The sequence below is a fragment of the Lederbergia sp. NSJ-179 genome, assembly GCF_022867885.1.
Classification (GTDB): domain Bacteria; phylum Bacillota; class Bacilli; order Bacillales; family Bacillaceae_C; genus Lederbergia.
The window spans coordinates 1-13333 of record NZ_JALIFP010000041.1 but is presented as its reverse complement, the minus strand read 5'-3'; the positions used below and the strand labels follow the sequence as shown (position 1 = coordinate 13333).

Annotated in this window: 9 protein-coding genes and 1 other annotated feature; all 9 genes read right to left on the bottom strand. The window is 41.0% G+C overall.

The annotated features are described in order from the left end of the window. Positions 1-35: 35 nt before the first annotated feature. A complete protein-coding gene (gene fusA / locus MUB24_RS19645; RefSeq protein WP_244707139.1) occupies positions 36-2114 on the bottom strand; it encodes an elongation factor G in 2079 nt (692 codons plus the stop codon). 63 nt (positions 2115-2177) lie between these two features. Beyond that, entirely contained in the window at positions 2178-2648 is a 471-nt protein-coding gene (gene rpsG, locus MUB24_RS19640; protein WP_244707138.1) for a 30S ribosomal protein S7, read from the bottom strand. 54 nt (positions 2649-2702) lie between these two features. Further along, on the bottom strand, positions 2703-3122 hold the full coding sequence (rpsL, locus tag MUB24_RS19635) for a 30S ribosomal protein S12 (RefSeq protein WP_244707136.1): 420 nt from the start codon (positions 3120-3122) through the stop codon (positions 2703-2705). A gap of 104 nt (positions 3123-3226) precedes the next feature. Beyond that, entirely contained in the window at positions 3227-3475 is a 249-nt protein-coding gene (locus tag MUB24_RS19630; protein WP_244707134.1) for a 50S ribosomal protein L7ae-like protein, read from the bottom strand. 146 nt (positions 3476-3621) lie between these two features. After that, the gene (gene rpoC, locus MUB24_RS19625) at positions 3622-7218 is read right to left on the bottom strand and encodes a DNA-directed RNA polymerase subunit beta' (protein ID WP_244707131.1); all 3597 of its coding nucleotides are present in this window, start codon (positions 7216-7218) and stop codon (positions 3622-3624) included. Positions 7219-7274: 56 nt separating this feature from the next. Further along, positions 7275-10829, bottom strand: coding sequence for a DNA-directed RNA polymerase subunit beta (rpoB, locus tag MUB24_RS19620; protein ID WP_244707129.1), 3555 nt, complete (start codon positions 10827-10829; stop codon positions 7275-7277). A gap of 383 nt (positions 10830-11212) precedes the next feature. After that, a complete protein-coding gene (locus MUB24_RS19615; RefSeq protein ID WP_244707127.1) occupies positions 11213-11812 on the bottom strand; it encodes a class I SAM-dependent methyltransferase in 600 nt (199 codons plus the stop codon). Positions 11813-11914: 102 nt separating this feature from the next. Then, complete coding sequence (gene rplL, locus MUB24_RS19610) at positions 11915-12280, bottom strand: 50S ribosomal protein L7/L12 (protein WP_244707125.1); 366 nt, start codon at positions 12278-12280, stop codon at positions 11915-11917. Positions 12281-12361: 81 nt separating this feature from the next. After that, positions 12362-12862, bottom strand: a complete 501-nt coding sequence (gene rplJ / locus MUB24_RS19605; RefSeq protein WP_244707123.1) for a 50S ribosomal protein L10 — start codon at positions 12860-12862, stop codon at positions 12362-12364. 39 nt (positions 12863-12901) lie between these two features. Beyond that, positions 12902-13054 (bottom strand) — a sequence feature (ribosomal protein L10 leader region). Between the last annotated feature and the right edge of the window lie 279 nt (positions 13055-13333).

Here is a 13333-nt window from a genome sequence, read left to right as displayed (position 1 = left end):
TTAGTAGTTATACTTGATTGTAAACATAAAATCAATTATTCACCGTTATTTTTTTTCATAATTTCTTCCGCAATTGATTTTGGCACTTCTTCATAGTGATCAAAGAACATTGTGTAAACTCCACGGCCCTGTGTATTGGAACGAAGGGAGGTGGCATAACCAAACATTTCCGCAAGTGGTACAAAGGCTTTTACAACCTGTGCATTTCCACGAGCTTCCATACCTTCCACACGACCACGGCGCGAAGTAATATCCCCCATAATATCGCCGAGATATTCTTCTGGGATTACAATTTCAACCTTTTCAATTGGTTCCAGTAGGACAGGATCACACTTTTTCGCGGCATTTCTTAATGCCATAGAAGCGGCAATTTTAAAGGCCATTTCACTTGAATCGACATCATGATAGGAACCATCATATAACTTTGCCTTTATATCAACTAAAGGATAACCAGCAATTACACCATTATTCATTGCATCTTCAAGTCCCGCTTGTACAGCCGGAATATATTCACGAGGAACAACTCCACCGACAATCGCATTTTCGAATTCAAAGCCTTTGCCTTCCTCATTTGGACTAAATTCAATCCATACATGACCAAATTGTCCACGCCCACCTGATTGACGGATAAACTTCCCTTCAACCTGAGCACTAGTGCGGAACGTTTCTCGATAAGAAACTTGTGGAGCACCTACGTTTGCTTCCACTTTAAATTCACGCTTCATCCGGTCAACTAGGACATCTAAGTGAAGCTCACCCATTCCTGAGATCACAACCTGACCTGTTTCAGGATTTGTCTCTGCCCTGAAGGTTGGATCCTCTTCCTGCAATTTAGCAAGAGCTGTACTCATCTTGTCTTGGTCGGCTTTTGATTTCGGCTCAACCGCAACACTGATAACAGGTTCAGGGAATTCCATAGATTCAAGGATAACAAGTTCTTTTTCATCACATAAGGTATCCCCAGTAGACGTATCCTTCAAACCAACAGCAGCTGCGATATCCCCACTATAAACCGTGCTGATTTCTTCGCGGTGGTTCGCATGCATCAATAGAATACGTCCCACCCGTTCACGTTTGCCTTTGGTTGAATTTTGGACATAAGATCCAGAGTTCAGTGTTCCGGAGTACACGCGGAAAAACGTTAGACGGCCAACATAAGGGTCTGTCATCACTTTAAACGCAAGGGCTGAAAATGGCTCATTGTCATCTGCATGACGAGCAACTTCTTCCTCTGTATCTGGAACAATTCCTTTAATCGATTCAATATCTGTTGGTGCAGGCAAATAATCAACCACCGCATCCAGCATTTTTTGAACCCCTTTGTTTTTAAAAGCTGTACCACAAAGAACAGGGTAAAATTCCACTTTCAATGTGGCGTTACGAATGGCCGCCTTTAATTCCTCAACGGAAATTTCTTCCCCCTCAAGATATTTCATCATAAGGTCTTCATCAAATTCAGCGACAGCTTCAATCAAACTAGTACGCAACTCTTCAGCCTGATCTTGAAGTTCAGCCGGAATTTCACCTTCGATTGGATCTTGAGGATCATCACTTTCATAAAACCATGCTTTCATTTCTACAAGATCAACCATTCCTTTGAAACTATCTTCCGCACCAATTGGAAGTTGGATGGGATGGGCATTTGCTTGTAGACGTTCATGCAATGTTTTAACAGAATAAAGAAAGTTTGCCCCAATCTTATCCATCTTATTGACGAAAACTATTCTTGGAACACCATATGTTGTTGCTTGACGCCAAACTGTTTCTGTTTGAGGTTCAACACCTGATTGGGCATCAAGGACTGTAACTGCACCATCAAGTACCCGTAGTGAACGTTCAACTTCTACTGTAAAGTCTACGTGTCCTGGAGTATCAATGATGTTCACACGATGGCCTTTCCATTGTGCAGTTGTTGCAGCAGATGTAATCGTAATACCACGTTCTTGCTCTTGTTCCATCCAGTCCATTTGTGAAGCACCTTCATGCGTTTCACCAATTTTATGAATGCGCCCTGTATAGAAAAGAATACGTTCTGTTGTCGTTGTTTTACCGGCATCAATATGAGCCATAATTCCAATATTACGTGTCTTTTCTAAGGAGAAGTCTCTAGGCATTTCATATTTCTCCTTCCTAGGATGAGTAATGTTACTATTATATTTTTAGTAGTTGGTTCTATCTTACCAGCGGTAATGAGCAAATGCTTTGTTTGCTTCAGCCATTTTATGAGTTTCTTCCCGTTTTTTCACAGAAGCACCCGTATTATTGGCAGCATCCATGATTTCATTAGCCAAACGCTCTTCCATCGTTTTTTCTCCACGAAGACGAGCATAGTTGACTAACCAACGTAATCCAAGTGTTGAACGGCGTTCTGGACGAACTTCAACTGGAACTTGGTAGTTCGCACCACCTACACGGCGAGCTCTCACTTCTAAAACTGGCATAATATTTTTCAAGGCTTGATCAAATACTTCCATTGGATCTTTGCCTGTACGTTCTTGAATAAGATCAAAAGCAGAATAGAGAATCGTTTGTGCCTTTCCTTTTTTACCATCTACCATAAGCTTGTTCACTAGTCGTGTGACAAGCTTAGAATTATGGAGAGGATCTGGCAATACGTCTCTTTTCGCTACAGGTCCTTTACGAGGCATATTGTTTCCTCCTTTCAGTTATATCATTCTTATTTCTTATCGTTTGTTCAAACATTATTTTTTTGCTTTAGGTTTCTTCGTTCCGTATTTAGAACGGCCTTGAGCACGGTTTTCAACACCAGCTGTATCTAATGCACCACGAACGATATGGTAACGAACACCCGGTAAGTCCTTCACACGACCACCACGAATTAGAACAACACTGTGTTCTTGTAGATTGTGGCCAATTCCAGGAATATAAGCCGTTACCTCAATTCCATTCGTCAAACGCACACGAGCATATTTACGTAGAGCTGAGTTTGGTTTTTTCGGTGTCATCGTTCCTACACGTGTACATACACCACGTTTTTGCGGTGAAGATAAATCTGTGTTGATCTTCTTAAAACTATTATAGCCTTTATTAAGAGCAGGTGAATCAGAAGTTGTCACTTTAGATTTTCTGCGTTTGCGCACTAATTGATTAATTGTAGGCATGATGTTTCCTCCTTTCATACTTTAATAAAATTAAGTCCACACATCCAGGTGGTTCTTTTTAAAGCAAAAAACAAGTTTTTGCAGGTGGTATCTGCAAAAACACCTTAAAGTAAGATGGCAGCGGCCGTTGCCCCCACATCAATACCGCATGCTTTACCAAGTTCTCTCATCGAGTCTACCATGGTAATCGGTACGCTTGCATCTTCTGCGGCCTGAATAATAGAATGCAAAATTCTCGGTTCTGCATCAGATGCAATCAGAACCTCAAGAACATGCCCTGACTTAAGAGCTCTGACTGTCTGTTTTGTTCCTATGATTACATTCTCAGCCTGTGACACTTTTTCATAAGACAATTCGCAAATCCTCCAAAGTAACAGGTTAATGTAAGTTCACCTTGAATATAGTATCATCTGCCATTTTTAATGTCAATAACAAACAGCAAAATTATCGTTAAAATTGACCCGCCGGGATATTCCCGGCGGATTATCCTGTTTTTCCGTTATTCGGCTGATTCTAATTGTTGTTCTTCTTCCGCCGTCGTGACAGTCATTTTTCGGTAACGTTGCATGCCTGTTCCAGCAGGAACCAATTTACCGATAATGACATTTTCTTTCAGACCAAGAAGTTCATCTGTTTTGCCTTTGATTGCTGCATCTGTAAGAACCCTAGTGGTTTCTTGGAAAGAAGCAGCAGATAAGAATGAATCTGTCTCCAAAGATGCCTTTGTAATACCAAGGAGAACTGGACGACCAATTGCAGGTTGTTTGCCCTCAAGAAGCGTCTTTCTATTCGCTTCTGTAAACTGATGAATATCAAGAAGTGTACCTGGTAATACATCTGTATCGCCAGCATCTGTTACTCTTACTTTTCTCAGCATTTGGCGTACCATAACCTCTACGTGTTTATCGCCGATTTCTACCCCTTGCATCCGGTATACCTTTTGAACTTCACGCAGCAAGTATTCCTGCACCGCCTTGACATCAAGAATTCGCAACAACTCTTTCGGATCTATGGAACCCTCTGTCAGCTCTTGGCCACGTTCTACCTCATCGTTGACTGCCACCTTAAGTCTAGAGGTATAAGGGGCATTGTAAGTGCGCGTTTCAACTTTTCCTTGAATCACAATTTCGTGCTGACGATCTCGACCTTCAGAAATGGATGTTACAATACCTCCAATTTCTGTAATGACGGATTGTCCCTTTGGATTACGTGCCTCAAATAACTCTTGAATACGCGGTAGACCTTGGGTAATATCGTCCCCTGCAACACCACCAGTATGGAAAGTTCTCATTGTTAGCTGAGTTCCTGGTTCACCAATCGATTGTGCTGCAATGATTCCGACCGCTTCCCCAACATCCACAATCGACCCTGTGGCAAGATTACGCCCGTAACATTTTTTGCAAACACCATGTCGAGTATTACATGTAAAGGCGGAACGAATCCAAGCCTCTTCCACTCCGGCATTTTCAATCTCTTTTGCCATGTCTTCATTAATCAATTCATTTTCATTTGCAAGAATCTCGCCTGTTTCTGGGTGAACAATTTTACTTCTTGCGAAACGGCCAATTAAACGTTCTTCCAGTGTTTCTATCACTTCAGAGCCGTCTTTCAATGCAGTAACACGAAGGCCTCGGTCCGTACCACAATCATCTTCTCGAATAATAACATCCTGCGCAACATCGACCAGACGTCGTGTTAGATAGCCTGAATCTGCTGTTTTAAGAGCTGTATCTGCTAGGCCTTTACGTGCCCCATGTGTGGAAATAAAGTATTCCAACACGGTCAATCCTTCACGGAAACTGGATTTAATCGGCAATTCAATAATTCTACCTGCAGGGTTAGCCATTAGCCCACGCATACCAGCTAGTTGGGTAAAGTTAGAAGCATTTCCCCGTGCACCCGAGTCACTCATCATGTAAATCGGGTTCAACCTTTCCAAAGAATCCATTAATTTATCTTGAATCTTATCTTTCGCTCCACTCCAAATGGAAATGACGCGATCATAGCGTTCTTCTTCTGTAATCAGACCCCGCCTAAATTGTTTCATGACGTTATCTACTTTATTTTGTGCTTCATGCAATATCGTTTCCTTTTCACCAAGAACAACAATATCGGAAACCCCCACTGTAATACCTGCCTTAGTGGAATATTTGAATCCCAAATTTTTCATGCGCTCCAACATCTTAGAAGTTTCCGTAATTTGGAATCTCTTAAAGATCTCAGAAATAATATTCCCTAATATTTTTTTCTTAAAGGGCGGGATAAGCGGTTGTTGTTTAATATGTTCCTTCACATCTGTCGTTGTATCAATAAAATAACGATCTGGTGTATTTCCTATAAGATTTTCATCTGTCGGTTCATTAATAAACGGAAAAGATGGTGGAAGAATTTCATTAAAAATAATTTTCCCAACCGTTGTAACGAGTAATTTTCTTCTTTGCTCATCTGTAAACGTTTCATTCACTAAGGAATTCGCATGAATCGCGATACGTGAATGCAAATGAACATAACCGTTTTGATAAGCAAGCAACGCTTCATTTGTATCTTTGAAAACCATTCCTTCTCCATCCGCATTTTCACGCTCTAAAGTGAGATAATAGTTTCCAAGTACCATGTCCTGCGAAGGTGTAACAACCGGTTTACCATCCCTAGGATTCAAAATGTTTTGAGCTGCAAGCATTAATATACGTGCCTCAGCCTGCGCCTCTGCAGATAATGGAACGTGAACCGCCATTTGGTCTCCATCAAAATCCGCATTATAGGCGGTACAAACAAGTGGATGCAAACGGATGGCTCTTCCTTCTACAAGAGTTGGTTCGAAAGCTTGAATACCAAGTCTATGAAGAGTCGGTGCTCGGTTTAATAGAACGGGGTGTTCACGGATGACATCCTCAAGCACATCCCAAACTTCTGGATGAACACGTTCAATTTTCCTTTTTGCACTTTTAATATTATGAGCAAGGTTCTTTTCAACCAGCTCTTTCATTACAAAAGGTTTAAATAGCTCTAAAGCCATTTCTTTTGGCAACCCACATTGATACATTTTCAAATTAGGGCCAACCACGATAACCGAACGTCCCGAATAGTCAACCCGTTTCCCAAGTAAGTTTTGCCGGAAACGCCCTTGTTTCCCTTTTAACATATGGGATAAAGATTTCAGTGGGCGATTACCAGGTCCTGTAACAGGTCTGCCTCTTCTTCCATTGTCAATTAAAGCATCCACAGCTTCTTGTAACATTCGTTTTTCATTTTGCACAATAATACTTGGTGCACCAAGATCTAATAATCTTTTTAAACGATTATTACGATTGATGACACGACGATATAGATCATTCAAATCCGATGTAGCAAAACGGCCACCTTCTAATTGCACCATTGGGCGTAATTCTGGAGGAATGACAGGGAGCACATCCAAGATCATCCAATCAGGATTATTTCCTGAATGACGGAAAGCTTCCAAAACTTCAAGGCGTTTAATCGCACGAGTCCGTCGTTGTCCTTGAGCGGTTTTTAATTCTTCCTTCAAGTGTTCAACCTCTTTTTCCAAGTCAATATCTTGCAAAAGCTTTTTAATGGCTTCTGCTCCCATGGAGGCTTGGAATTTCGCGCCATATTTTTCTCGGTATACACGATATTCCTTCTCAGACAAAAGTTGTTTTTTATCGAGTGTCGTGTCTCCTACATCTGTAACAACATAGGAGGCGAAATAGATGATTTCTTCAAGGGCACGGGGGGACATGTCAAGAACAAGTCCCATTCTGCTTGGTATCCCTTTAAAGTACCAAATATGAGAAACTGGTGCTGCCAATTCTATATGGCCCATTCTCTCTCTTCGTACTTTTGTACGTGTTACTTCAACTCCACAACGGTCACACACAACGCCCTTGTAACGAACTCGTTTATATTTTCCGCAATGGCATTCCCAGTCTTTAGAAGGTCCAAAAATTCGTTCACAAAACAAACCGTCTTTTTCGGGTTTTAATGTACGATAGTTAATCGTTTCTGGTTTCTTGACTTCCCCGAATGACCAAGAACGAATTTTGTCCGGTGAAGCAAGGCCAATTTTCATATACTCAAAATTATTAACATCCAGCAAGGGGCCTACCTCCCTTTTCGTCTACAGGTTTTTACCCTTTTTGCAACCTAAAAAAATTAGTCTCTTGATGCAGCAGTTTCTTCAACTTTTGTATCTGGAGCAATATTTAATGTATCAGCTTGTTGTGATTCCTCTTCATCATCCAAATCCCGCATTTCGATCTCTTCCTCATCACCTGACAGGATTTTAACATCCATACCCAAGCTCTGAAGTTCTTTTATGAGAACTTTAAAAGATTCTGGTACTCCAGGATCTGGAACATTATCACCTTTGACGATCGATTCATATGTTTTCACACGACCAACAACATCATCAGACTTCACCGTTAATATTTCTTGGAGCGTATACGCTGCCCCGTAAGCTTCTAGCGCCCACACTTCCATCTCACCAAAGCGTTGCCCGCCAAATTGAGCTTTACCGCCAAGTGGTTGCTGAGTGACTAGAGAGTACGGACCAGTGGAACGAGCATGCAGTTTATCATCAACCACATGGGCCAATTTAATCATATACATGATTCCGACAGATACTCTGTTATCGAACGGTTCACCTGTCCGACCATCATATAAGACCGTTTTGGCATCCCTTGCCATTCCCGCTTCTTCAATCGTATCCCAAACATCTTCTTCTGTGGCACCATCAAATACAGGTGATGCCATGTGAAGTTTCAGGCCTCTTGCAGCCATTCCTAAATGAAGTTCAAGAACTTGACCAATATTCATACGTGATGGGACACCTAACGGATTCAACATGACATCAACAGGGGTACCATCTGGCATATACGGCATATCTTCTTCTGGAAGAATTCGAGAAATAACCCCTTTATTACCATGTCGTCCAGCCATCTTGTCGCCCTCGGATATTTTCCGTTTTTGAACAATATAAACTCGGACAAGTTGATTTACACCCGGTGGTAGTTCATCTCCATCTTCACGATTAAAGACTTTCACATCCAGAACAATTCCTTCGCCTCCATGTGGAACACGAAGAGAAGTGTCACGTACTTCACGGGCCTTCTCACCAAATATTGCATGAAGCAATCTTTCCTCTGCAGTAAGTTCTGTAACGCCCTTAGGTGTTACTTTTCCTACAAGCAAATCGCCGTCTTTTACTTCTGCCCCGACTCTAATAATGCCACGTTCATCTAGATTACGGAGAGCATCTTCCCCCACGTTCGGAATATCACGTGTCATTTCTTCTGGTCCAAGCTTCGTATCACGCGCTTCTGATTCATATTCTTCAATATGAATCGATGTATATACATCATCTTTTACCAAACGTTCACTCATAATAATTGCATCTTCATAGTTGTAACCTTCCCATGTCATAAAGGCAACAAGCACATTTCTTCCAAGAGCAAGTTCGCCTAAATCCATGGATGGGCCATCCCCAAGAATTTCACCTTTGGTCACTCTATCACCGACACTCACAATGGGGCGTTGATTATAGCAAGTTCCTTGGTTGGAACGAATAAACTTCTGCATCCGATATTTACGTAAATCACCTTTAATCTCTTGACCGGCCACTTCTTGAATATCACGGACCCATACTTCTCGCGCTTCCACATGTTCCACAATCCCATCATGCTTGCAAATCACAGCAGCACCGGAGTCTTTTGCGGATACATATTCCATTCCGGTTCCAACTAGTGGTGCTTCTGGCTTCATTAGTGGAACAGCTTGCCGTTGCATGTTGGCTCCCATCAAAGCACGGTTTGAATCGTCATTTTCAAGGAACGGTATACAAGCAGTAGCTGCCGAAACAACTTGCTTTGGTGATACATCCATGTAATCAATCCGCTCTTTTTTTACAATGGTATTTTCACCGCGGAAACGAGCAATGACTTCTTCGTTTAAAAAGGCACCTTCATCGGAAAGAGGGGCATTCGCTTGGGCGACAACATAATTATCTTCTTCATCCGCTGTTAAATAATCAATTTGGTCTGTGAGCAGACCTGTTTCAGGGTCAACTCTCCGGTAAGGTGTTTCAATAAAGCCAAAACGGTTCACCTTTGCAAATGTAGAAAGGGAGTTAATCAATCCAATATTTGGTCCTTCCGGCGTTTCAATCGGACACATGCGCCCATAGTGAGAATAATGGACATCACGTACTTCCATTCCAGCCCGCTCACGTGTTAAACCACCAGGTCCTAATGCTGATAAACGACGCTTATGCGTTAATTCAGCAAGAGGATTGGTCTGATCCATAAACTGGGAAAGCTGCGAACTTCCGAAAAACTCTTTTATCGATGCAATAACAGGACGAATATTAATTAACTGCTGTGGTGTAATCGTATTGACATCCTGAATGGACATTCGTTCTTTTACGACTCTTTCCATACGTGAAAGGCCGATTCTAAACTGATTTTGAAGTAATTCTCCAACAGAACGAAGACGGCGATTTCCTAGATGATCAATATCATCTGTATTTCCGACATCGTATAGCAAATCAAAGAAATAGCTAATAGAAGAGATAATATCAGCAGGTGTAATATTTTTAATCTCTTCCTCCACGTAGGCATTACCGATCACATTGATCACTTTATCATCGTCTTCATTCGGTGCATAAATTTTAATCGATTGCACAACAATATCTTCATCTAAAACTCCTGATTGCTGGCTGTACTTTTTGAACCCAGCGCCATTTTCCAGATTAGGAAGGATTTTATCTAGTGTGCGTCGATCTAATAACGTCCCTTTTTCTGCAATGATTTCACCTGTTTCAGGATCTGCAAGCGATTCAGCGAGTCTTTGACCAAATAAACGATTTTTAATATGCAATTTTTTATTCATTTTATAACGGCCTACATTGGCAAGGTCATAACGTTTTGGATCGAAAAATCTAGAGACCATTAAATTTCGCGCATTCTCAACAGTTGGCGGTTCTCCAGGACGTAGGCGTTCATATATTTCTAATAAGGCTTTTTCAATACTTTCCGTATTGTCCTTTTCTAGTGTATTTCTAAGATATTCATTGTCACCAATTAAATCGATGATTTCTTGATCAGAGCCAAAACCAAGTGCACGTATAAGCACCGTTACGGGCAATTTCCTTGTGCGATCTATACGCACGTAAACAACATCCTTCGCATCTGTTTCGTATTCGAGCCAAGCACCTCTGTTAGGAATAACGGTAGCGGCAAAGCCTTTTTTACCATTTTTATCAATCTTTCCGCTATAGTATACACTTGGTGAGCGTACAAGTTGGGAAACAATGACACGTTCAGCACCGTTAATAATAAAGGTACCCATTTCTGTCATCAGCGGAAAATCACCCATAAATACATCTTGATCTTTAACTTCCCCTGTCTCCTTATTCACAAGGCGTAACTTCACTCGAAGAGGAGCTGAGTAGGTTGCATCTCGCTCTTTCGATTCTTCTACAGAATACTTGGGATCACCTAGACTGTAATCAATAAATTCCAATGATAGATTCCCGGCAAAATCCTCAATTGGTGAAATATCTTGGAACATTTCCTTTAAACCCTCATCAAGAAACCACTGATAGGAAGAAGTTTGGATTTCGATAAGGTTCGGTAGCTCCAATACTTCACTAATACGCGCAAAGCTCCTGCGCTGGCGGTGCCGTCCGTACTGAACAAGTTGACCTGTCAACTGATTCACCCCTCAAAATAGTGCATTTTAATAATGGATGTTCAAAAAGTCCGGTAAAAAAGACACTGCGAATTTCTTCGTTGGCTTGCTTTTCCGCTGCTCAAAGCTGCGCCGCCTCAAACTTCTTGGCCCTTTTTATCCTCCTTTTTGCACACGCTCTAACAGTGACATTTTCTCAAGTCTTTCAGAAAAAATGCAATATCCTTAGACAAAAAGAAAAAGGGTTTTGCTTTGAAAACCACATTTTTCCTATTACGAACTATTATTTTATAATCTTTTCCAACTTTGCCAAATTCCATACTTGTATTCACTATTTAGGCAAATAATCAGAAAACATTATATTAGCATTATACAATAATACCACAAAGGATTTTCAAGGTCAATCATTTTATTGCTTTTAAAATATAGTAGCCTTTTCTTTTTTCCCAAGTCTCCACTTGACGATAAAGGTCTTCTAATTTCTTTTTTGCAGATGGAGCACCTTGCTTCTTTTGAATGACAACCCATAGCTCTCCGTCCGTTATCAAATGTTGATAACTTTGTTCAAACATTTGATGGACAAGCTGTTTTCCCGCACGAATGGGTGGATTCGTGACAATCGCAGCAAAATTCATCTCCTTCACTTTTTGCAAACCATCACTTTCATAGATGTCGATATTTTGAATGTGATTAAGCCGGGCATTTTCCTCTGCTAGTTTAATCGCTCTTTGATTAATATCAACCATGTGGACCTGCCGATCTGGAAATTCCTTTGCCAAGGCAAGACCGATTGGTCCATAGCCACAACCAATATCTAATAGCAGACCTTCCCTTTCCGGCATTTGAAAAGATTCGATTAAGAAGCGTGAACCGAAGTCGACTTCATTCTTCGAAAATACCCCTTGATCTGTTTTGAAATGAAACAAATGATTTCGCAGCGTTGCATCCCAATAAATCGGGTCACTAGCGATTTCCGGCTGTCGTGAAAAATAGTGATCAACCAATTATGGTCGCCCCCTTTCGAAATCGCGGGTTCAGGCAGAGAAAAGCTTAGGCAAAAAAGCTCGCCATTAAGTTAAACAGCGAGCTTTTTATTTAATTGGTTCTTACTTAACTTCGACTTCCGCTCCAACCTCTTCAAGTTTGCCTTTGATCTCTTCAGCTTCCTCTTTAGAAGCTCCTTCTTTCACTGCTTTAGGAGCATTATCAACAAGTTCTTTCGCTTCTTTCAAGCCAAGACCTGTTACTTCACGTACAACTTTAATCACCTTGATTTTTTGACCACCTGCACCTGCAAGGATTACATCAAATTCTGTTTTTTCTGCAGCAGCTTCGCCACCAGCAGCGCCACCAGCCACAGCAACAGGAGCAGCAGCCGTTACGCCAAATTCTTCTTCGATTGCTTTCACAAGATCGTTTAATTCAAGGACTGTCATTTCTTTGACAGCATCAATGATTTGTTCTTTCGTCATGATTTATGTTCCTCCGTTTATCGTTTTTTAAGTATTCTATCGCATCAGCTTAAAACAATATTCATACTATTCGTTCGCCTATTATGCACCTTGTTCTTCTTTTTGATCAGCAACGGCCTTTGTAGCAAGAGCCAAATTACGCATTGGCGCTTGAAGAACGCTAAGCAACATGGATAGCAAACCTTCGCGAGATGGAAGTTCTGCAAGTGCCTTAACCTCTTCAACAGAGGTGATATTCCCTTCAATAACGCCAGCTTTGATTTCAAGCGCCTCGTTTTTCTTCGCAAATTCATTTAGAATTTTTGCAGGTGCTACAACATCCTCTGTACTAAAAGCAATGGCATTCGGACCTGTTAGCGCGTCATTAAGTCCTGCAAGATCCGCTGCTTCTGCCGCACGGCGAGTCATTGTATTTTTATAAACTTTAAAGTCGATGCCTGCTTCACGAAGTTGTTTGCGAAGTTCAGTAACCTGTGCCACCGTTAAACCACGATAATCAACCACAACTGTTGAAACACTAGACTGAAGTTTTTCTCTGATTTCATCAACAAGTTGTTGCTTTTGTTCCATAACTGTACTCATCCTTACACCTCCCGGATTCGAGATGACATTCATACCCGTATATATGAAGCAAAAGACCTCCATACATAGACATGGAGGTCTTTTGCACCCAATCCATAAAAAAATTGAGTTTTATCGCAAGAACCTCGGCGGGAAATTAAGCTAATTATAATAATTAGCACCTGCTGTCTACGGTACAAATGTATATTTATTTAACAGCTAACATCATATCAGATGGATAGCTATAAGTCAATTGCTTTTACAAAGGAGCTTTTTGCGCTGTATCATTTTTTGTTGTATGAACAAAAAATAAGGGCATTATTTTTTTGTGAAAAGTTGAATTTTACTCCTTTTTTTGTATAAAAAAGGATGTGTTGCTGTTTTCTGATAATTACCATCTAAAAAAGGGCATACGAATCCCGTTGTCCACAAATTGCTTTTTTAAACCTGACTTATCAACATGTGGATAATTTATGATACCAGACTTCTCAT